21 protein-coding genes are annotated in these 22,536 nt (G+C 34.7%); 17 read left to right on the top strand and 4 right to left on the bottom strand.

Translation table 11 applies throughout. From position 1 onward, the window contains the following. Positions 1-51: 51 nt before the first annotated feature. Positions 52-399 carry a DUF6249 domain-containing protein gene (locus tag AC4FQ3_RS16145; RefSeq protein ID WP_491182515.1) on the top strand — a complete coding sequence of 116 codons (348 nt, stop codon included), beginning with the start codon at positions 52-54 and terminating at the stop codon, positions 397-399. 64 nt (positions 400-463) lie between these two features. On the opposite strand, the gene rnhA is transcribed toward AC4FQ3_RS16145, so the two are convergent. Both rnhA and purN read right to left on the bottom strand, forming a co-directional pair. Next, entirely contained in the window at positions 464-943 is a 480-nt protein-coding gene (rnhA, locus tag AC4FQ3_RS16150) for a ribonuclease HI (RefSeq protein WP_491182516.1), read from the bottom strand. A gap of 63 nt (positions 944-1,006) precedes the next feature. After that, entirely contained in the window at positions 1,007-1,570 is a 564-nt protein-coding gene (gene purN, locus AC4FQ3_RS16155) for a phosphoribosylglycinamide formyltransferase (RefSeq protein ID WP_042564772.1), read from the bottom strand. A 175-nt stretch (positions 1,571-1,745) separates the two neighbouring features. Here purN and AC4FQ3_RS16160 point away from each other — a divergent pair, with 175 nt between their 5' ends. The 15 genes from AC4FQ3_RS16160 (at position 1,746) to AC4FQ3_RS16230 (ending at position 19,247) form a co-directional block, all read left to right on the top strand. Beyond that, on the top strand, positions 1,746-1,982 hold the full coding sequence (locus AC4FQ3_RS16160; protein ID WP_007137004.1) for an acyl carrier protein: 237 nt from the start codon (positions 1,746-1,748) through the stop codon (positions 1,980-1,982). Between the two features lie 238 nt (positions 1,983-2,220). Next, positions 2,221-3,474 carry a beta-ketoacyl-ACP synthase II gene (gene fabF, locus AC4FQ3_RS16165; protein WP_042564773.1) on the top strand — a complete coding sequence of 418 codons (1,254 nt, stop codon included), beginning with the start codon at positions 2,221-2,223 and terminating at the stop codon, positions 3,472-3,474. 8 nt (positions 3,475-3,482) lie between these two features. Next, positions 3,483-4,223 (top strand): ribonuclease III, encoded by a 741-nt coding sequence (gene rnc, locus AC4FQ3_RS16170; RefSeq protein WP_073394550.1) that lies wholly within the window; start codon positions 3,483-3,485, stop codon positions 4,221-4,223. A gap of 125 nt (positions 4,224-4,348) precedes the next feature. Further along, entirely contained in the window at positions 4,349-4,837 is a 489-nt protein-coding gene (locus AC4FQ3_RS16175; protein WP_042564775.1) for an IPExxxVDY family protein, read from the top strand. A gap of 5 nt (positions 4,838-4,842) precedes the next feature. After that, positions 4,843-6,273 (top strand): pyruvate kinase, encoded by a 1,431-nt coding sequence (pyk, locus tag AC4FQ3_RS16180; RefSeq protein WP_073394549.1) that lies wholly within the window; start codon positions 4,843-4,845, stop codon positions 6,271-6,273. 462 nt (positions 6,274-6,735) lie between these two features. After that, positions 6,736-8,412 (top strand): arylsulfatase, encoded by a 1,677-nt coding sequence (locus tag AC4FQ3_RS16185; protein ID WP_073394548.1) that lies wholly within the window; start codon positions 6,736-6,738, stop codon positions 8,410-8,412. A 63-nt stretch (positions 8,413-8,475) separates the two neighbouring features. Further along, positions 8,476-9,492, top strand: a complete 1,017-nt coding sequence (locus AC4FQ3_RS16190; protein ID WP_491182517.1) for an HAD family hydrolase — start codon at positions 8,476-8,478, stop codon at positions 9,490-9,492. A 43-nt stretch (positions 9,493-9,535) separates the two neighbouring features. Continuing rightward, the gene (locus tag AC4FQ3_RS16195) at positions 9,536-10,360 is read left to right on the top strand and encodes a hypothetical protein (protein ID WP_491182518.1); all 825 of its coding nucleotides are present in this window, start codon (positions 9,536-9,538) and stop codon (positions 10,358-10,360) included. Positions 10,361-10,397: 37 nt separating this feature from the next. Next, entirely contained in the window at positions 10,398-11,849 is a 1,452-nt protein-coding gene (locus AC4FQ3_RS16200) for a DUF1254 domain-containing protein (RefSeq protein WP_491182519.1), read from the top strand. A 33-nt stretch (positions 11,850-11,882) separates the two neighbouring features. Continuing rightward, complete coding sequence (locus AC4FQ3_RS16205; RefSeq protein ID WP_082036947.1) at positions 11,883-13,355, top strand: DUF1254 domain-containing protein; 1,473 nt, start codon at positions 11,883-11,885, stop codon at positions 13,353-13,355. 14 nt (positions 13,356-13,369) lie between these two features. Continuing rightward, positions 13,370-14,770, top strand: coding sequence for a DUF2252 domain-containing protein (locus tag AC4FQ3_RS16210; protein WP_491182520.1), 1,401 nt, complete (start codon positions 13,370-13,372; stop codon positions 14,768-14,770). 306 nt (positions 14,771-15,076) lie between these two features. Next, on the top strand, positions 15,077-15,655 hold the full coding sequence (locus tag AC4FQ3_RS16215) for a DUF4136 domain-containing protein (RefSeq protein ID WP_491182521.1): 579 nt from the start codon (positions 15,077-15,079) through the stop codon (positions 15,653-15,655). A 332-nt stretch (positions 15,656-15,987) separates the two neighbouring features. After that, the gene (locus AC4FQ3_RS16220; protein ID WP_491182616.1) at positions 15,988-16,971 is read left to right on the top strand and encodes a helix-turn-helix domain-containing protein; all 984 of its coding nucleotides are present in this window, start codon (positions 15,988-15,990) and stop codon (positions 16,969-16,971) included. Positions 16,972-17,025: 54 nt separating this feature from the next. Beyond that, entirely contained in the window at positions 17,026-18,003 is a 978-nt protein-coding gene (locus tag AC4FQ3_RS16225) for a SphA family protein (protein WP_491182522.1), read from the top strand. 53 nt (positions 18,004-18,056) lie between these two features. Beyond that, positions 18,057-19,247 carry a BamA/TamA family outer membrane protein gene (locus tag AC4FQ3_RS16230; RefSeq protein ID WP_491182523.1) on the top strand — a complete coding sequence of 397 codons (1,191 nt, stop codon included), beginning with the start codon at positions 18,057-18,059 and terminating at the stop codon, positions 19,245-19,247. Between the two features lie 65 nt (positions 19,248-19,312). On the opposite strand, the gene AC4FQ3_RS16235 is transcribed toward AC4FQ3_RS16230, so the two are convergent. Together AC4FQ3_RS16235 and AC4FQ3_RS16240 are read right to left on the bottom strand one after the other, a co-directional pair. Then, positions 19,313-20,182, bottom strand: a complete 870-nt coding sequence (locus tag AC4FQ3_RS16235; RefSeq protein ID WP_491182524.1) for a CPBP family intramembrane glutamic endopeptidase — start codon at positions 20,180-20,182, stop codon at positions 19,313-19,315. A 73-nt stretch (positions 20,183-20,255) separates the two neighbouring features. Continuing rightward, positions 20,256-21,053: an AraC family transcriptional regulator gene (locus AC4FQ3_RS16240; RefSeq protein ID WP_491182525.1), complete on the bottom strand. Its 798-nt coding sequence runs from the start codon at positions 21,051-21,053 to the stop codon at positions 20,256-20,258. Positions 21,054-21,297: 244 nt separating this feature from the next. Here AC4FQ3_RS16240 and AC4FQ3_RS16245 point away from each other — a divergent pair, with 244 nt between their 5' ends. Further along, a complete protein-coding gene (locus AC4FQ3_RS16245) occupies positions 21,298-22,494 on the top strand; it encodes a C1 family peptidase (protein ID WP_073394539.1) in 1,197 nt (398 codons plus the stop codon). Positions 22,495-22,536 lie beyond the last annotated feature (42 nt).

Consider the following 22,536-nt stretch of genomic DNA (forward strand, 5'->3'; position numbering starts at 1 on the left):
TTAAAACCTGTCGTCATATGGGTATCAATCAATTATAAAAACATAAAAATTATGGGACCACAAGTATTAATACCAGTTAGTCTTTTTGCGATGATCTTTGGGATTGTCTATCTTTTTTTCTCAACCAGAAACAGAGAGCGTATGGCGCTTATAGAAAAAGGGGTCGATGCCAGTATCTTTTTGAAGGGGGCTGGAAAAGGAGGTTCTGCGTGGAAAGTTTTTGTTGTGAATTTAGCTTTTTTATTAATAGGAAGCGGCGTTGGAATTTTCCTTGCCTTATTAATTACAACTTACACTTCATTAGATGACGACGCTGTTTATCCTTCAATCATTTTTATCATGGCCGGAGTTGGCTTATTGTCAGGATTTAAAACCGCCAAAGATTTAGATAAAGAATAAAGATATTTTTTAAGTTAGTAGTTTGAATAACGTATCAGGAAATGATTTTCCCGATACGTTATTTTTATTCCATTTTTGAACCTATGTTTTCGTAATATTCATCAATAGAAAGTTTGGGCTGCATTGATGCCATAACAGCCAATTGATCGCAACGTTCGTTTTGAGGGTGATTGTTGTGGCCTTTAATCCATTTAAAATCGACTTGGTGTTTTCGGTACACAATTAAAAAACGTTTCCATAAATCGGGGTTTTTTCTGCCGGCAAATTTCTTTTTCTCCCAGCCTAATACCCAGTTTTTCAAAACAGAATCAACTACGTATTTAGAATCTGAAATAACCAAAACCTTCATATTTGGGTTTTTCAATTTTTCCAGACCAACAATTACGGCCAAAAGCTCCATTCTGTTATTAGTTGTCAAACGAAAACCTTCGTAAAATTCTTTTTTATGTGGTGTTCCAACCAATTCCATCACAACGCCGTAACCACCGTTTCCGGGATTTCCTTTTGCGGCGCCATCAGTATATATATGTACTTCGTGATCCATTTATTTAGATTGTAGATTTTTGAATTCAGATTTTAGATTTTTCAACTTATCCAAAATTGAAATTTATTTTTCCAATATAGTCTGAATAATCTCTGGAAAATACTTTTGTTCCAATTCGTGAATCTTTTCAGCCACCGTTTCTGGGGTGTCATCTTCTGTTAGAACTACATTTTTCTGAAAAATAATACCGCCTTCATCATAATTTTCATTTACATAATGAATAGAGATTCCGGTTTCTTTTTCTTTATTATTAATTATAGCTCTGTGTATGTGCATTCCATACATTCCCTTACCTCCATAATTAGGTAAAAGCGCGGGATGTATGTTTATAATTTTGTTTGGATATTGTTCAATTATGTTTTCGGGGAACTTGAGTAAAAAGCCAGCCAAAACTATCAGATCCGGATCGATTTTTTGTATTTTTTGTAGTACGTTTCGTTCCAAAAGTTCGTTTTTTGAGAAGATTTCGACAGGAATTTGATGATTTTTTGCTCTTTCGATGACTTTTGCCGCAGCATTATTGGTAAATACAGAAACAACTTTTGCAATTTTAGTTTTTGAAAAATACTTTATAATATTTTCTGCATTAGTTCCTGATCCTGAGGCAAAAACAACAATTTTTTTCATAATATGATTTATTTTGAGAATGCAAAAAACGGAATAAAAATCGAAAATAAATAGTATTAAAAGGGCTTTCTTGAAATTAATTTTATAAATTAGTATCACATTTATAAACTAAATAGTTGTTTTAAAATAAAGTTTTTTATTTTTGCCAACAAATTAAATTCTAAAATTAAAGATTATGTCAGACATTGCATCAAGAGTAAAAGCGATTATCGTAGACAAATTAGGTGTTGACGAAAACGAAGTTGTAACAGAAGCAAGCTTCACTAATGATTTAGGAGCTGACTCATTAGACACTGTTGAGCTTATTATGGAATTCGAAAAAGAATTTGATATTCAAATTCCAGACGATCAAGCAGAAAACATTGCTACTGTTGGTCAAGCTATTTCTTATATCGAGGAAGCTAAAAAATAATAATACTGCACCCGGTTTCTAAAAATACCAATTTTTGAAATTCCAAATTCCAATTGGAATTTGACTTTTGATTTTTGAAATTTCTAAGGATCGGGTGTTATTATTTTTTTTAAAATTTAAATTTCGATTGATTTTCAATCAAAAAGATATATTTATATTGTAATTCCCATGGCTCTTAAGTAACAATACAATTAAGAAAGCGTGGGTTTTATTTGTTTAAAGTACAAAATACATATTTATGACGTTAAAGCGAGTTGTTGTAACAGGATTAGGTGCTCTTACTCCGATCGGGAATAATATCCAGGATTACTGGGAGGCACTTGTGAATGGAGTTAGCGGAGCCGCTCCTATCACGTATTATGATACAGAGAAGCATAAAACGAAATTTGCCTGCGAAGTAAAAAACTTCAACATTGAAGATTACATGGATCGCAAGGAATCTCGTAGATTAGATAAATTCGCTCAATATGCAGTTGCTGCAAGTGATGAAGCTATTAAAGATGCCGGACTTACTAATGATAATGTCGACAAAACAAGAGTTGGTGTTATCTGGGGAGCAGGAATTGGAGGTTTAGAAACTTTTCAGGAAGAAGTTATTTATTATGCTAAAGGAGACGGAACACCAAAATTCAATCCGTTTTTTATCCCTAAAATGATTGCCGATATTGCACCAGCACACATTTCGATGCGTAATGGTTATATGGGTCCAAATTATACTACTGTTTCTGCATGTGCATCTTCTGCAAATGCTTTAATTGATGCTTTCAACTACATTCGTTTAGGAATGTGTGATGTAATTGTATCTGGTGGTTCAGAAGCTGCTATTACTATTGCAGGCATGGGAGGTTTTAACTCTATGCATGCTTTATCAACAAGAAACGAAAGTCCGGAAACAGCTTCGAGACCTTTTGATGCAACCAGAGATGGTTTTGTGTTAGGAGAAGGAGCAGGAGCTTTGGTTCTTGAAGAATATGAACATGCTAAAGCCAGAGGCGCAAAAATTTATTGCGAAGTTGGCGGAGGCGGAATGTCATCTGATGCTTACCATTTAACAGCTCCACATCCGGAAGGAATTGGAGTTATTGCAGTAATGAAAAATACATTAAGAGATGCTGGAATGAATCCTGAAGATGTTGATCACATCAATACTCATGGAACTTCTACTCCATTAGGAGATGTTGCCGAATTAAAAGCAATCAGCGCTGTTTTTGGTGATCATGCAAAAAATATCAATATCAACTCAACAAAATCGATGACAGGACACTTACTTGGTGCTGCCGGAGCTATTGAAGCTATTGCTTCTATTTTAGCAATGCAACACAGCCTAGTTCCTCCAACGATTAACCATACGGTTGTTGACGAAAACATTGATCCTGCCTTAAACCTTACTCTTAACAAACCTCAAAAAAGAGAGGTAAATGTTGCCATGAGTAATACGTTTGGTTTTGGTGGACACAATGCTTGTGTATTGTTTAAAAAATTAGTTGACTAGTTTTGTCTATGAATATTATCAAAAAAATATTTTCAAAATCCCGTTCTCAAGAAGACGGGATTTTTTTTGACACTATTCAGAAAATACTTGGTTTTCAGCCTGTTTCCATTGATTTTTATAAGAAAGCGTTTACGCATCGCTCTTCAAACAAATTGGATGAGCAAGGAAATGCGATAAATTATGAAAGACTAGAATTTTTAGGTGATGCCATGTTAAGTGCCGTGATTGCTGCACATTTGTTTAACAAAGCACCAAATGGAGATGAAGGCTATTTAACCAAAATGCGTTCTAAAATTGTAAGTCGTGAGCATTTGAATGAATTAGGTAAAGACTTAAATCTGGTTCGGTTTGTAGAGAGCAAAGTACCAGTACAGCATTTTGGAGAAAATATTCATGGTAATATTTTTGAATCACTTGTTGGTGCTATCTACTTAGACCGCGGTTATGCGTTTTGCGAAAAGTTTATCCAAAAAAGAGTCATTACACCTTATGTTGACATCGCAAGACTTGAAGGAAAAGTAATTAGTTATAAAAGTTTGGTTATCGAATGGTGTCAGAAAGAAAAGAGAATCTTTCATTATGACATTTTTGAAGATAATGGTATAGACGGACAACGCTTATTTGGTGTAAAATTAAGTATAGACGATAAAGTAATTGCTAGAGCAAGAGCTACTTCAAAAAAGAAGGCTGAAGAAAAGGCATCGCAAAGAGCTTATTTTGCTTTTCAGGAAAAAATAGATAAGAAATAACCACAAAAATGCTTTAACTTTCTTAAAGCTATAACGTTTTCGTTTATAAATTAACAAAAACAACCGCGTCTTAACTATTGATGCTCCAATAGAAATAGTATATTTACACCTAGATTTTTCATGATATGGCAATTCATAGATTGGATTTAGACGAATTTGACGAAATTGATTATTATTTAATGGCAATTCATACTTCGATAGAAGATTATAGATTAGCCTATTTTATCAATAAAAAACTTCCGATCAACTTAAGTAAGAGCAAAAACGAGATCCATGCTCAAACTAAGGAAGGTGAGGCAAATTTTTCTAGGTTTTATTATTATGATTCTGAGAAAGCCGTTACATGGAATCTGATTCAGAATAAAAATGAAATCATTTCAGTGAGTACAAATGATTTCCAGAATTTGTTTTCCAATGAAACAAGTGAGGTTTCAACAACAATTCATTTACTTCCTGAATTTAAAAAGGTGGATTTTTTCCTGAAAATAGAGAATAGTGAAGAGGCTATTGATTTTTCAGAAATTCAACAACAATTAAATACCATCGAGAGCATCGCAGCTATTTATGTTGTTGATACCAATAAAATAAAATCAAAGAACAATTTAATTTTTTAAAAAAAATGCTAACAAACAAAAAAACTAAAATTGTAGCTACACTTGGGCCTGCATGTAGTACGAGAGAGATTATCAAGGATATGATCGAAGCAGGGGTTAATGTGTTTAGAATCAATTTTTCGCATGCAGATTACGAAGGAGTAAAAGACAAAATTAATATCATTAGAGGCTTAAACGACGAGTTTGGTTATACAACTGCAATCCTTGGAGATTTGCAGGGACCAAAACTTAGAGTTGGTGTAATGGAAGAAGGAACTGTTGTACACGATGGTGATTTAATTACTTTTACAACTGCAGAAGATATTTTAGGAACAGCACAAAAAGTGTTCATGAAATACCAAAACTTTCCAAATGATGTGAATCCTGGAGAGCGTATTTTGCTTGATGACGGAAAACTTATTTTTGAAATTATTTCTACGGATAAAAAAACTGAAGTTGTTGCTAAAGTAATTCAGGGTGGAGAATTAAAATCTAAAAAAGGAGTTAATTTACCAAACACTAAAATCTCTTTACCGGCTTTAACTGAAAAAGATATTGCAGATGCTATTTTTGCTATTGAACAAAAAGTAGACTGGATCGCACTTTCGTTTGTAAAAACACCTCGTGATTTACAAGATTTACAAGAATTAATTGCTAAGCATTCTGAGTACAAAATTCCAATTGTTGCAAAAATTGAAATGCCGGAAGCACTTGAAAATATAGATAAAATTATTGCTTATTGTGATGGCCTTATGGTTGCCCGTGGAGATTTAGGAGTTGAACTTCCTGCACACGAAGTTCCATTGGTACAAAAAGATTTGATTCGCAGAGCAAAAACGGCTAGAATTCCTGTTATCGTTGCTACTCAAATGATGGAGACAATGATTACAAGTTTAACGCCAACAAGAGCAGAAGTAAATGACGTTGCTAACTCAGTAATGGATGGAGCAGATGCTGTAATGTTGTCTGGAGAAACTGCTACAGGAAATTATCCTGTACAAGTAATTCAAAAAATGACTCAAATTTGTGAGGCAGTTGAAGATTCTCCACTTATTCAGGTTCCGCAAAACACACCGCAAATTAAAACAAAACGTTTTGTTACTAAAACAGTTTGTCATCAGGCAGCTTTATTGGCAAATGAAATCAAAGCAAAAGCAATTTGTACTTTAACAAATAGTGGTTATACAGCTTTCCAGATTTCAGCGTGGAGACCATCAGCACATATTTTAGTATTTACTTCAAACAAAAGAATCTTAACACAATTGAATTTATTATGGGGAGTAAAATCATACTTCTACGATAAAGACGAAAGTACAGATGATACTGTAACTGATGTTAACGAAATTGCAGTTCAAAAAGGATACGCTTCAAAAGGGGATTATTTAATTAACCTTGCAGCAATGCCAATTAAAGATAAAGGAATGGTTAACACCATGAGAGTTTCTGAAATAGAATAATTTTCGTTTTGAAAATAAAATAAAAGCCATCAATTTTGATGGCTTTTTTGCGTTAAATACTTTTTTATTTTTTAAAATCAAAACACTATATCACAATCTGAATTTATAGATATAGTCTTCCGATTAATAAAGTGTTTTTTCTACTCTTTTTTGCTTTGTCCCCTTTTTATTTTTACAGAATGTGAAAATGCAACTAAATAAAGCATTTATGTCGTTTCATTTTATAAAATGAAACAACCTGAACCTCTTTCGATACAATTTTTCGGTTTTTTATTAATTAATTTTGAGATACTTAAAAAAAAGTTAAGAAATTTCTTGTTCAATTTTTCGAAATAATATGTAAATAATCAATCTGTATTTCACTAAACAAGAACACATTTTTTTTAGCATTACTTAAGAAATTATTCTCTGATTTACACATTACCATATATACAAAAAGATTATTAATAAATTTTTATTACCATGAAACAAATAAATTTTAAATGGAGATTTAAGAATGCAATGTTATTTGCATTAATATGTTTTTCAGTAGTTGAAATTCAGGCGCAGAATTCAAAAAAGCCCAATATCCTAATACTTTGGGGAGATGACATTGGAACCACTAATATAAGTGCTTACAGTGATGGTATAATGGGATATACTACACCTAATATTGATCGTCTGGCAAACGAAGGATTACGTTTTTTACATTATTATGGAGAACAAAGCTGTACTGCCGGACGTGCTGCTTTATTAACAGGACAGCATGGTCTTCGTACCGGACTTACAAAGGTAGGTTTTCCGGGAGCACCTATGGGAATGAGCCAATTAGATCCATCTATTGGCGGAATTATGAAAAACTTAGGGTATGTTACAGGACAATTTGGTAAAAATCACGTAGGAGATCGTAACGAAAGCTTACCGACTGTAAATGGTTTTGACGAATTTTTCGGAAATCTGTATCACTTAAATGCCGAAGAAGAACCGGAATTGCCGGATTACCCTAAAGATGCTGAATATTTGAAAAGATTTGGACCTAGAGGAGTATTAAAATGTACTGCAACAAATGTTGATGATGCAACCACAGATCCTCGATTTGGAAGAGTTGGAAAACAAAGAATAGAAGATACGGGCCCTCTTACTAAAAAAAGAATGGAAACTGTAGATGATGAAACATCTGCAGCAGCAATCGATTTTATTAAAAGACAAACCGCTGCCGGGAAACCATTTTTCTGTTGGTTCAATGCTACACGTATGCACCTTCGTACACACGTTAGAGCAGAACATAGAGGAAAATATACTCATGGAGACAGTGAATATATTGATGGTATGATCGAGCACGATTTAACAATTGGAGATATCTTAAAAGCATTAGATGATTTAGGAATTGCTGATAATACGATTGTAGTTTATTCTACAGATAATGGTCCTCATATGAATACATGGCCTGATGGTGCGATGACGCCTTTTCGCTCAGAAAAAAATACTAACTGGGAAGGTGCGTACCGTGTTCCATGTTTAGTACGTTGGCCGGGAGTAATTAAACCGGGACAAGTTACAACTGAATTAATGTCTCACAATGACTGGATTCCAACTTTAGCATCAATTGCAGGTGAACCAGACTTAACTAATAAACTTTTAAAGGGTTACAGTGCAAACGGAAAAAATTACAAAGTGCATTTAGATGGCTTTGATCAAAGTAATTTTTTACGTGGCAAAACGCAAAAAAGTGCCAGAGATAAATTCTTTTATACAGATGATGATGGCTTATTGGTTGGTTTGAGAGAAGGTGATTATAAATATGTTTTTGCAGAACAACGTTTGGGAGGTACAATGGGAGTTTGGGCAGAACCTTTTACTAAACTGCGCCTACAAAAAATATTCAATTTGTACCAAGATCCTTTTGAAAGAGCCGATATCACTTCGAATAGTTTTTGGGAGTGGCAGTTGAATCACGTTCAGCTAATGTATGGCGCAATACAAGATGTAGTTGTATTTGCAGAAACATTTAAAGAATATCCGCCAAGATCAATTCCGCCAAGCTTCTCAGCTTATACAATTATGGAAGAGGCTATGAAAGATATTAAAGCACAGAAATATATTGAGAAAAATGTACTTCCTAAGTTAAAAGAGGATGAAGCAGCATCAAAAAAGAAATAATAATAACTTTAAAGAAACAGGATTTTAAATAGTCCTGTTTCTTTTCACTTAAATAGTATCATCATGTATAGAAATATATATATCGTGCCCCTATTTTTATTATTGCTTGTTTCTTGTAAAAAAACTGATACTGTTACAAGTGCTAATTCTAATGACAGTACAGCAGTAGTTGCAACTAGCAGCGATCCGCTACCAAGCTGGAATGACGGTACAATAAAAAAGGAAATTATAGCTTATGTTACAAAAGTAACTAAGGAAGGAAGCCCTGATTTTATTCCGAAAGAAAATAGAATCGCGACTTTTGACAATGACGGAACACTTTGGGCTGAAAAACCTTATGTTCAGGAATTATTTGCTTTTTACAGGGTAAAAAAAATGGTGGAAGCCAATCCGGCATTGGCTCAAAAACAACCTTTTAAGGCAGTGATTGAAAAAGACAAAACTTTCTTTGAAAAAGGAGGCGATAAAGCACTAATCGAATTAGTTGCTGCAACTCATACAGGCATGACCGAAGACGAGTTTGAAGCCGCGACAAAAGAGTTTTTTACAGGTGCCAAATATCCCGGTAAAAATGTTACCCTAAAACAAATCAGATACCAGCCTCAATTGGAGCTTTTGAATTATTTGCGTGCAAATGGCTTCAAGACTTTTATTGTAACAGGTGGAACGATCGAATTAGTAAGAGCGATTTCTGCTGATTTTTACGGAATCCCCAAAGAACAAGTTGTGGGTACTTCTTTCAAATACAAATTTGATGATGCCACAAACAACATTGTCAGAGAACCTGCTCTTGATCTTTTTGATGATAAGGTTGGCAAACCGGTTGGAATACAGCTTCATATTGGTCAAAGACCTGTTTTTGCTTGCGGTAATGAAGGTGGTGCCGGTGATCTTGCCATGTTAAGATATTCTCAGGGAAGCAAATATCCTTCCTTTCAAATGCTGGTAAATCATAACGATTCGATTAGAGAATATAGTTATCAGGAAAAAGATAACCTTTCCTTAAATACTGCTGCTAAATATAAATATCATGTCATCAGTATGAAAGACGATTGGAAAAAAGTATTTCCGGATAAATAAACTGATTTTAATATTGATAAGAATCTTCTAAAGAAAGAAAATCATGAAAAGCCCATTGTCTAATATTTCAAACAAATACCTGTACACTACATTTTGTTTTCTTTTAAGTTGTAGTGTTTTTGCGCAAGAAGAGAAAGCAGGAGCCAGTGCTCAGGAACTGGCAGATAAATTGGCCAATCCGGTGGCGAGTTTGATAAGTGTTCCTTTGCAGAATAATTTAACTTATGGAATCGGTGCTTACAATGGATCAAAATACCAAATAAATATACAGCCTGTAATTCCTTTTAAATTGAGCGATAATTTAAATTTAATTACACGATATATTCTTCCGGTGGTAGATCAGCAGGATGTTACCGGAGAAAACACACATGAGTTTGGTTTAAGCGACGCAACAGTTACAGCGTTTTTTGCTCCTAAAACTAAGGGAATTATTTTGGGAGTTGGTCCTGCTTTTTTGGTACCAACGGCTACAGATAAATTTCTGGGAACAGAAAAATTTGGAATCGGGCCAAGTGTTTTGGTCATGCATCAGGGAAAAGGACTTTCGATAGGTTTTATTGCAAATCAGATATGGTCAGTGGCAGGAAGTGAAGACAGAGCCGATTTTAATCAGTTTTATACACAGATATTCTTAACTCATAGTTACAAAAGCGGTGCAAGTTTGGGTATTACCTCAGAGATTACACAAAACTGGGAAGGAAATACAACACTTATAACGATTAGCCCAAATGTTGGAGCCATTACAAAATTAGGAGGCCAAACAATGCAATTTGCTGTTATGCCCTTAATACCAATTGTAGGCCATTCTAACATAAGACCTGATTGGGGATTGAGAGCCGTTGTGGCTTTTGTATTTCCGGGTTCGTAAAAAATTGACTTTAAGTTTTTCATCAAAAACAACACAAATGAAAAAACAAATTTTATCACTTGTATTGGTAAGCTGTTTAGCTGCATGCACTCAATCTACCAAAAAAAACGAAACTGCTATTGTTGCTGATACTAGTCAGACAACAACATTTAAGCCTGTAGATTTTGAGGAACAATTAATTTATAATCGTGCCGTTGAAGCTGTTATATGGGGAATGCCTGCGGTTAATTCTGAATTGATGCACGAAAGTCTTTTAAAAGTAAAAGGAGACTATAATCAGATTATTTACTGGTCAGGATTAATTAATTCTAAAAATCAGACACTAACACCAAATCCCGATGTCATTTATATAAATCCGTTATATGATACAAGAGAAGGTCCAGTAGTTCTGGAAATTCCCGCTGTAGATGGTGTTTCGTCTTTAACAGGCAGCTTAGATGATGGCTGGCAAACCGCTATAGAAGATATTGGTCCCGCTGGTGTAGACAAAGGCAAAGGTGGTAAATACCTCATTCTTCCTCCTAATTATAAAGATGCAGTGCCTTTTGGATATATCCCAATGCCATCTTCAACTTATACAGGTTTTGCAATACTTAGATCCAATCTTACAGATGGTAGTTCAAATGATATTAAGAGAGCAATTGAGTATGGAAAAAAAGTAAAAATATATCCTCTTTCCCAAGCCAATAATCCTCCACAAACCACATTTGTAGATTTGATTGATGCTTCATTTGGAAATACTATTCCGTATAATTTGCATTTTTTTGAAGTATTAAATCAGTTTATTCAACGAGAGCCTTGGTTACAAAGAGATTTAGTAATGATCGATCAGTTAAAGACAATTGGTATAGAAAAAGGAAAGACTTTTCAGGCTGATGCAAGAAGACAGGAAATTCTGAATGCAGCAATAAAAGACGCTCATAGCTGGATTGACAAGAGGTATGAAAAAATCTTTACACCTCCTTTTTATGAAGGTACAAATTGGGCACTTCCAGCGTCGCAAGATGTGGTCAAAGCTATTATGTCAAATTATCTTGCTCCTAATATTTACCCTGTTGATGAAAGAGCAATAAGTTATTCTATGGCATATTTTAGTGCAAAAAAGCTAGGTACAGGTCAGTTTTATTTAATGACTGTAAAAGATAAAAACGATCAGTCATTTGATGGTTCAAAATTATACAAAGTGCATTTACCTGCTAAAGTTCCTGTAAAATTATATTGGTCCATAACGGCTTATGATCGTGAAACACATGCCCTTATTTTAGATATGAAATATTCAAGCCGGGCATCTACCACCCCGGGATTAAAGAAAAATCCTGACGGTTCTGTTGATATTTATTTTGGAGCCAAAGTGCCTGAAGGAAAAGAATCCAATTGGGTTCCTACAGATCCTAAAAGAAAATTTGAATTATTAGCCCGCTTCTATGGGCCTGAAAAAGGATTTTTTGATAAAACATGGAAAATGGATGATGTTGAAGAAGTGAAATAAATTTAAAATCTCCGCATTTAATTATCTAGCATTATGAAAAACAAACATCTCTTAATTATCGTCTTTTCATCTCTTATTTTAAATTTTGGATGTAAAAAAGCAGAAACAGAAAATGTTGCTTCAACACAGGTTTCAACTTCTGGAACTGAAATAAAAATGGATGGAGAATTACCTTCAAAAGAATCTATTCCGAAATTATTTGACGAAATGGATTTTCAGCAGGCAACTCAATGTTATTTGTGGGGATTACCAATTGTGGCTTTCGCCGAATGGCAGCATATTCAATACAAAACCTTCAATGCAACAAGCAATGATCTTATTTTTTACAACACCTATAATGACCGTCTGGGGATTTTGACAGGAAATGCCACGACTCCTTATATCATTTCATTTATAGATCTTGCTGCCAATGGTCCAACTGTTATCGAAATGCCTGCGGGACATACCGCTGGAGGATTGGGAGATTTTTGGCAGCGTGAGCAGGCAGTTATTGGTGAGATGGGACCAGATAAAGGAAAGGGAGGGAAATATATTTTGGTACCGCCGACTATGAAAGACTTTAAACCAGCAGGATATTTTGTAGTTCCTTGTACGACGGTAAATATGTTTTTTGGTTTTAGAGCTTTAGATCCTGATCCAAAAGCAACTGAAACTTTGGTTAAGCAGGTAAAAATTTATCCTTATGATAAACGCGCCAATCCTTTGCCAACTAAAGTAGTTAGTCCGCCAGCAGGTAAAAAATGGTACGGAATTCAACCAACCGGAATTGCTTATTGGCAACGTCTTCATGCCATTTTACAAAATGAACCCGTAGAAGATCGCGACCGTTTTTTTATAGCCTGGCTTAGAAATCTGGGTATTGAAAAAGGAAAACCTTTTAATCCAGATGAGCGTCAAAAGAAAATTTTAATTGCTGCTGCTGAAAAAGGACAGCAAATGGCAATGGCAAATTCATTCGAAAAACGTTTTAAAGACGTGAAACACTGGCCAGACAAAAAATGGGATTACGTGATGATTATAAAAGATCCATCACAACATGCGGATAATTATGATGAATTTTTCGAAAGAACCTCCTATTTCTACGAAGCAGTTACGTATTCAAAAGCTATGATTACCAAAATTCCAAATGTGGGTCAGGCCTATTTAGGCTCTTATTTTGATAATACAGGAAACTGGCTTGATGGTGGAAAAAATTATACGTTGAATGTGCCGGCAAATCCTCCGGCTGTAAATTTCTGGTCGATTACGATTTATGATGTAGCGACACGCTGTCTGATTGATAATCCTCAAAAAAATGCCGATTTATCTTCCCGTAAGGATTTAATAAAAAATGCTGATGGTTCTGTCGATTTGTATTTCGGACCAAAAGCGCCAACCGGAAAAGATAAAAACTGGGTACAGACTTTACCAGGAAAACATTGGTTTACTTATATGCGTTTTTATGGACCAACTGCAGCTTATTTTGATAAAAGCTGGAAAATGGATGATATTAAGGAAGTAAAATAATAAAAACACCTTTTATGCCTGAAAAATTCGAAAATAAAATCGAGAATTTATTTGATCCCGTTGCTTCAAAAACAGAACGGTACGCAAAAGGCACAGCAATTAGAAAAGTTATAGCCCGAAACGCACATCAGGAATGGAAAGTATCTGAAAACAGAAAAAATCCGGTTGACATTCTTATTGAAACAAATATAGGAAGAGTCGAAAGTTTGCTACCGATACGATATAGCCGAATGATGGAATCGCCATTTTCATTTTTTCGGGGAGCAGCAGCAATTATGGCGTCAGATTTAGCGCAAACTCCCACCACAGGAATTCATTTACAGCTGTGTGGAGATTGTCATTTAATGAATTTTGGAGGATTTGCAACTCCTGAACGAAAATTGGTCTTTGATATAAATGATTTTGATGAAACATTTCCCGGACCGTGGGAATGGGATATAAAAAGACTCGCCACCAGTTTTGCAATTGCAGGAAGATGGAGAAAATTCTCGAATAAAAACTGCAAAGAATTTGCCTGGCATGTGGCCGATAGTTACAAAAGACATATGCTCGAATACAGTAAATTATCGGCACTTCAAATTTGGTATGCCGATATTGATCTGGCAGAACTTATTGAAAGAGGCGAAGATGAAGAAATAAAAGAATTTCAGCATAAGCGAATAAAAAAAGCGTCGGAGTATACAGCTCATGAAAAAGAATTTGCAAAAATGACTTATCAGGATGGATATCGTGCCAGAATAAAAGATGATCCGCCTTTGATTTTTCATCCAACAGGAGAAGAAGGAAAAAGAATTATCCGTGAAGTAGAAACCGCGCACAAAAAATATATGGAGTCATTACCAGATGATAAACAGGTTTTATTAAGCAGATATACACTGCATGACGTTGCAATGAAGGTGGTAGGTGTAGGAAGTGTAGGAACAGTTTGCGGCATAAGTTTATTAATGTCGGCAACGGGCGAACCCATTTTTTTGCAGTTTAAAGAAGCCAGACAAAGCGTATTAGAGCCAAATCTTAAAATCGAAAATAAGTATAAGCATCAGGGCGAACGAATTGTTATGGGGCAAAAACTAATGCAATCTGCATCGGATATGCTTTTAGGATGGACGCAGGATGATCAGAACAAGTTTTTTTATATCCGCCAGCTTCGGGACGCAAAGGTAAAACCGGTTCTCGAAATTATGAAAGCAAGAAATATGGCAGATTATGCAAAAGCATGTGGCTGGGCATTAGCAAGAGCGCATGCACGAACAGGTGATCCTTCTGTATTGTCCGGTTATATAGGAAACAGCAATGAATTTGCCAGTGCAATAGCAAAATTTTCTATTTCGTATGCAGATCAAAATGATGCCGATTATACCAAGATGCTGGAAGCAATAAAAGAGGGAAGATTACCAATTTCGACAGCAATATAATTTTATAAACAACAGAAATTATTAACAACAAGAAAACATTCGGCAACAAAAAAAGAAGTATTTTTATTACATATTGAATTAATTTGTTTAAGTTTATACTTAGAAAAAGTAATCGCTTATTTGTTGCCCAACGAATTTAAAAAAAAAGATTTATCTTTGACGTTCTGCAATTATTTGTTTTCTAGCTATTTACGCCACACTCACACCGTATAAACGCCCTTTCCTCATTCTTTCACAGTTTTGAAGCATTTTTTTTAAAATAATTAGAAGTTAAACTCAATTAATCATTAATTTAAATACTATAAGATGAAAAAGAAAATCACATCTATAAGAATAATCCCAATATTCTTTTTGGGCCTAATTTACAGTTGCTCACCAACCGTAAATGTTACATCAGATTATGACCACGCTGCCAATTTTAGCGAATATAAAACCTTTGCAGTTTATGATTTAAAAGCACAGGAAGGACAGGTTAACCAATTAAACGTAGACCGTGTTACAAAAGCCATTCGTTCTGAAATGATCGCCAAAGGCTTTACAGAAAGCAGTACTCCTGACTTAAAAGTAAATGCAGTTTCTATTTTAAAAAACAAACAATCTGTTACGGCAAACTCTGATTTTTATGGCTATGGCGGAATGTACCGTCCATACGGATACTGGGGCGGCGGAGCCATGATGGGCGGCGGTACCACAACATTTAATACTTACGATTATGTAGATGGCTCTCTGGTAATTGATATCGTCTCTACAAAAACACAAAAATTAGTTTGGCAGGGAATAGGAAATGCACAAATTGATAATAAACCAGACAATCCCGAAGAATTTATAGCGAGTTCTGTCAAAAAAATATTGGCAGGTTTCCCTCCTGGTTTAGCTAAAAAATAAACCTTTTCAGAGATTTGTTATATAGAGATTATACTTGCTTTAAGGCAGGTATAGTCTTTAACAAATAATCCATGTTGAAGCAATATTAATAATTGAAACTTAAACATATGGTTGATATCGTACTTTCACTTTTCTTTTTTATAGCGACACTGGTTGGTTTTGCTACCTCCTTTATGGTTCTGTTTTCACGAAAAAATTACTCAAAAAGTTTTTTTCTAGGACTGTTCTTGTTTAGCCTTGCTGTTGTCAGTGTTTATAATTTTTATTTATCAGCTACTATTTTTAAGCATTTCCCTGATCTTTTTATGATCACCAAATCTTTTATTTTTTTGGTGGCACCTTCTGCATTTCTTTATGTCAGAACAGTTTTGTTTTCGGGTAAAATATTTAAAAAATACGATTGGCTGCATTTTTTACCCTTTCTGCTTTATTTTGGTTTAACCATTTTTGTCTGGATTGGCAATTATGTTGATATTCATGTGGTTGATTATATTTCTGTAAAAGTACAGAACCCGTTTTCTATGTTAAGTCTCACAGTTTGGTTATTGTATGCTTTTTGCCAGACAATGATGATTTTAAATTATGATTTGAAAAAATTTAAAGAAAATCATTTCCAGCGTGTAAAAATATTAAGTTGGATAAGAGTTTATAATTTGATGATTTTGTTTTTGTTTTCTACCCTTTTTGTACATTATTTTTTGATGAATCAGGTTAATAATCTTGACTTTTCCTGTTATATATTAATTTCTGCAGTACTTGTTTTTACAGTAGGCTGGCTTTATTTCAAACCTCAGGTTTTTTACGATTTTAATAATGAAATAAGTGAAGAAACAAGTAATCAGTTTAGTTTTGTTACAGATACTTCATCGGTCATAAAAACAAAAGAAATCAAAAATAATTTGCCGTTAGTAAAGGAATTAACCCCTGATAAAAAACAGGAATATCTCGAAAAACTGGATTATATTTTTTCTACAAAAAAACTTTTCCTGAAAAAAGATTTTGTTATTCGTGATTTGTCTGATGAAACAGGAATCTCAGTTCATCATCTTTCTAATTTAATAAATTCAGAATTTAATCTTCATTTTCAGGACTATGTCAATTTAAAAAGAATCGAATTTTTTAAAGACAAAATAAATGATCCCGAATGGAAAGATTTATCTCTTGAAGGTATGGCCTGGGGATCGGGATTTAAATCAAGAACTACCTGTTTTAGAGCTTTTATAAAACATACGGGTAAATCTCCTTCAGAATATTTTAAGATAATCAGAATTAATTCTGAGAAAACAAGTTCTTCTTTTTATTTAAAAGAATCTTAGATAAAGTATGAATAATAAAGCAATACAGGTTTCATTAATTTTAAAATAAACAAGATGAAAACGAATTTTAATACCCGCAGACAACCCATAAAATTAATTCTTACACTTTTTCTTTTGTTGATTTATTTTACCGGAAATGCTCAGCTTAAAGGCGGACATATTCTTGGTGCAATGGGTTTACAATCCGGAACCCAGGCACCGGCTAAAACTTTAAGTGTGTATGTTCCGGGTTATCTTTATGATGCTTGCTCTTTGCGCAATGCCAATGGAGATAAATCAGTTGCAAATCCTGATATCACGATGTTTATAACAGGAGCCGGAGCATCATATATAAGCGACTTTAAAATCTTGGGCGCTAATTATGGCGCTAGTATTTTATTGGCTTTTGCATCAAACACCATTCAGGGAAATTCTCTGGATGCCAAAAACTCACTAGCCTTTACAGATATGTTTGTACAACCTGTACAATTGGGCTGGCATAACAAAAGAGCCGATTTTGTATTTAGTTACCAAATATACCTTCCTACCGGAAAATTTACAGCAGGAGCTTCTGACAATGCGGGTCTGGGAATGTTTATGAATGAATTTTCAGCAGGAACAACTCTATTCTTCAATGATAAAAAGACCTTTCATTTTTCCGCATTGGCGGCGTATGAAATAAACGGTAAAAAGAAAGATACAGATATAAAAACCGGAGATATTTTAAGTATTGAAGGAGGTTTAGGAAAAACTTTTTATTTGATGAATGCAGAAAAAACAGCACCAAAAGGAATACTCAATGCCGGGGCAATTTATTATTTACAAGGAAAAATATCACCCGACAAAATACCGGTTGGTAATTCTGTACTTGAACCTGCAAAAGACAGAATTGCAGGCATAGGAGCCGAAGTAAACTATTTTCATATAGGTTCTAAAACTTCAGCAGGATTACGCTGGGTTTCTGAATTTGAAGCTGTAAACCGTTTTCAGGGAAACACCTTTTTCCTTACACTCGCACATGTTTTTAGCCTGGCAAAAGTAGTAGAAGAATAACGATTAAAGTTGCTGTTTTTTATTGAAATAAGATAAATCTTAAATGACTTGAAATGAGAAATACATCTTCAGATTTTATCATTAAAAAAGAAAAAATTATTCAGAGAATGGTTTTCATGTTAATGATATGCTTTTTCTCATTTCAAACTATAAGAGGACAAAAGCATCATATTAGCGTAAAAGATTCTCTTGATGGCGCATTCGATTTAAGCGATTACATTATTTATGCACACGGTTTTATTGTGGTTCCAACAATTATAACAGAACCGGCTCTGGGAGGAATTGGAGGTGCAATTGTTCCTGTTTTTCTAAAAAAGCACGCACCTGTTGTTGATGAAAACGGCAAAAAACGATTTATAAATCCCGATATTACAGGAGGAATCGGAATGTATACCGAAAACAAAAGCTGGATGGTGGGCGCCTTTCGTTCCGGTACTTTAATAAAATCGAGAATATTATATCGGGTAATGGCAGGTTATGGCGACATGAACCTCTCTTTTTATGAAAATTTACCCAATGGAAACGATAAAGAATTTAAGCTCAATTTTAAGTCTACCATATTCTACACACAATGGCTGAAACAATTTAGAAATGCAAAATGGAGCGCAGGTCCGCAATATTTATTTCTAAATTCTAATATAACATTGCCGGATTTAAATCTGGATCTTCCACCCTCTTTTGTCAAACCAAAAGACATTAATAGTTTGGTAAGTCAGTTTGGTGGGGCTATTCAGTTTGATGGACGGGACAATATTTTTACCCCCGATAAAGGAATTCGCATACAATCAGATTTCTTTTGGTCTGATGATGTCATTGGAAGTGATTATGATGCCTGGCGCGTTAATCTTTCGGCAATTGGATATTATCCTGTAACCAAAAAATTAATTGGCGGACTCCGAATTGAAGGGGAACAAGCCTTTGGGAAACCACCTTTTTATCTCTTACCGGGAATTAATTTAAGAGGAATTCCCGCTGCAAGATATCAGGGAAAAACAAGTGTCGTAACCGAACTCGAATTGAGATGGGATGTATACCGAAGATGGAGCCTTATGGGTTACGGTGGTCTGGCAAGTGCTTTTGACAATTGGGATCAGGCTTTTGCTAAACCCGTCGTATACAGTTACGGAACAGGTTTCAGGTATTTACTGGCACGAAAATTTAAACTCAGAATGGGTGTTGACGTCGCAAAAGGCCCGGAAGACTGGGCATATTATATAGTATTCGGGAGCAACTGGATGCGTTAAAGTCGCATGGCAAACCCGATAGTCTGACGCCTCGGACTGTCGGGTTTGCTATTTAGATTCAATTTTTATTTTTGCCAATAAGGTTTCACAATCTTGTTTTCTTTATAACATAAAAAAAGTAATATCACCGAAGCTATAGAGCAAAATATAATCGCCTGAAAACTTCCTTCGGGACCAAATTCTCCTCCGGTAATCCACACAGAACCTTCGATTTTAGTAACCAATAAACTTTCTGCTTTTTCGTTTCCCGATGTTATTGCGCCAAAAATGCCCGATTGCATAAAATTCCACGCAAAATGAATCGCTATCGGAAACCATAAATTTCTGCTGTATATAAAAGCGGCACCCAATAATATTCCGGCTTCAATTGAAACACATAAAGCAGAAACCAATGTTGCGCCCGGATTTGATAAATGAAGCGCTCCGAAAATTATAGCCGAAATAGCCAAAGCAATATAACTTCCCAGTTTTTCTTCCAGAACTCTGAAAAGAATACCGCGAATTAAAATTTCTTCAAGAATGGCAGCCGTAAAAGCAACTGTAAGCGGAATAATAATAAAGGATACAGGATTTACAGCCACAATATTAAAACTTCCGGTGGCGTAAATAACCAAAATAGTCAGCGATTGTAAAACAACGCCAATCAAAATTCCGATGATTAAGTTTTTGGCAAGACCGTTTGTGGCTAATTCAGTTACTTTTCTTTTTTCGTAGTATTTAAAGAAAAGAATATATCCCGTTAAAGCGAGAACCGAAACCAAAATTCCTTTAATAAGATTTCTGTAGTTTCTGTCAAGAGAAGTTAATCCTAATAATTTGCCTGTAATTTGCTGTCCGATAATGACCAAAGCCATTGTGACAATTAATGCAAGAATAATTTTGACTAACGGAAAATTAAATATTTTTTGCTTTGTGGTAAGAGTTTGAATTTGCATTTTGATTTTGGTTTTAATTTGAAACAAATGTAAACAGCATCAAAACCAAAAAATAGAATGAAATTTGCCTCTCTTATAATTTTTGAAATTGTTTGGGTAAAAAACCGGTTTGGCTTTTAAATGTTCTGATAAAATGACTTTGATCTGAGAATCCGCATTGAAAAGCAATTTCGGTTAAATTACCCGGATTGGATTGTATCAGCGAAAGCGAACGGTTTATTTTGATCCTGCGCATGTATTCGCCCAAAGTACAGCCAAAATATTTCGGGAAATGTTTTGATATCGTAATTGGATTTAAGTTTAAAACCTGCGCCAGATCCTGCAAGTTTGGATTTTCATTCCAACAATCATTTAATAATTCATTCAAACTCTTTACCCAAAACGGACTTTTTTCAAACCGTTCCAAATGAGCGTTCGAATTCGCTAATTGTGCAAATAACATGTTGATCGTGTCGCCGGAAAAAGCATCGGAAACCAGACTTTCCTTAAAAATCTTCAGGATTATAAATTTGGTAAGTGTTGCATTTTGAACCGATTTTTCGATTATCGATTCACTTATCTGAAGTTCTTTCAACAGCTTTTCTTCTATTTCGATGTTGATGTTTTGCGACGGAAAAAGGGTATTTTGATTCAGGTGCAATTCATCGCTGTGATAAAATAACAAGGAACCCGGACCTACTGTTTCGCTAAAATTTTTTCGTTTTTCGGTAGTTCCGCCTTTCAGGAAAAGTGTAATATGTGCATTGTTGTGCGAATGCCAGCCCTCATAAACCTTGTTTTGATACTCCGTTTCAACAACTGCAATTCCCTGCGTATTGTCGAATATTTTTTTGGTATTGCCTAAGTATTTCTCTTTTTGGAGTTCGTACATTTTGGGTGGATGTGGCTTTTTTACAACGGGCAAAATACCACTAATTTAAAAAATAAAGAATAAGATTTAGTATTGATTTTAAAGGACATGATATTATTGCAGAATTTGTAAGTTTATATCGCTTAACAAAAAGATTATGAAAAAATTAACGGTTATACAACGCACAAATAATGTAATATTTAATTGATTTGTAACAAAAATAAAATGTAGTAGACTAATTAGTCAACTATTTAAATCATTGATTATGTATAAAATTACGTTGAAATCAGTTTTTGTTGCGTCGGCATTTTTTGTTGGTGTCAGCAGTTCTTTTGCACAAGACGTTTTGGTTAACTCACTAAAGTTAAATGCAAGTGATAAAAGTAAAGAGAACTTTAAATTCACAGAAGAAATTAATTTAGGAACAACTTCGGTAAAAACACAAGGCTCGTCAGGAACTTGCTGGAGTTACGCTACAAACTCTTTTTTAGAGTCAGAAATGATTCGTTTAGGAAAACAGCCTGTAGAATTGTCTCAAATTTACTCTGCCAGAAACGTTTATGTTGAAAAAGGAATTAATTATGTTCGCATGCATGGCGCGGTTACTTTGGGTGACGGAGGTGCTTTGCACGATGTAACCAATATGTATAAAAAATACGGAGCCGTACCAAGAGAAGTTTACACAGGTTTAAACTACGGAACCGATAAAAATAAATTTGGCGAAATGGCCGCACTTATCGAAGGTGTTTTGACTGCTGTAGTTAAAAACCCAAATGGTGAGTTAACGCCAAACTGGCAAAAAGCATACACTGCCGTTATCGATTCTTATTTAGGAAAAGTGCCGGATAATTTTACCTACAAAGGAAAAAACTACACGCCACAATCTTTTGCAAAAGAGGTAGTAGGAATTAATCCTGATGATTACGTTGAAATGTCATCTTTTACAACTGCACCATACTACCAAAAAACAACGATGATGGTACCGGACAACTGGTCGTTTGATCAGGTTTACAACGTAAAAGTAAACGACATGACCGATGTTATCGACAATGCGTTGAAAAAAGGATATACGGTAGCGTGGGCAACAGACGTAAGCGAGAAAAGCTTTAGCTGGAAAAATGGTGTAGCTTATGTTCCAACAAAAAAATTCGACGACATGACTGCTGAAGAAAAAGCAGACATGTTTAACGGACCAAAACCAGAACCGGAAATTACTCCGGAAATGCGTCAGGCTGCGTTTGACAACTACACTACTACAGACGATCACGGAATGCACATTATTGGTCTTGCAAAAGATCAAACCGGAAGAGAATATTACATCGTAAAAAATTCATGGGGAGAAACAAACGACTACAAAGGTTTCTTGTTCGTAACCAAAAATTTCGTAAAATATAAAACTACTGCTTTAATGGTGAACAAAGGAGGAATTCCTACTGAGATTGCTAAGAAGTTGGGGGTTTAAATTTATTTTAATTTTAGAATATTGAGAAAGCGCTACAAGTAA

The sequence above is a fragment of the Flavobacterium sp. AK-345 genome (genome assembly GCF_058310175.1).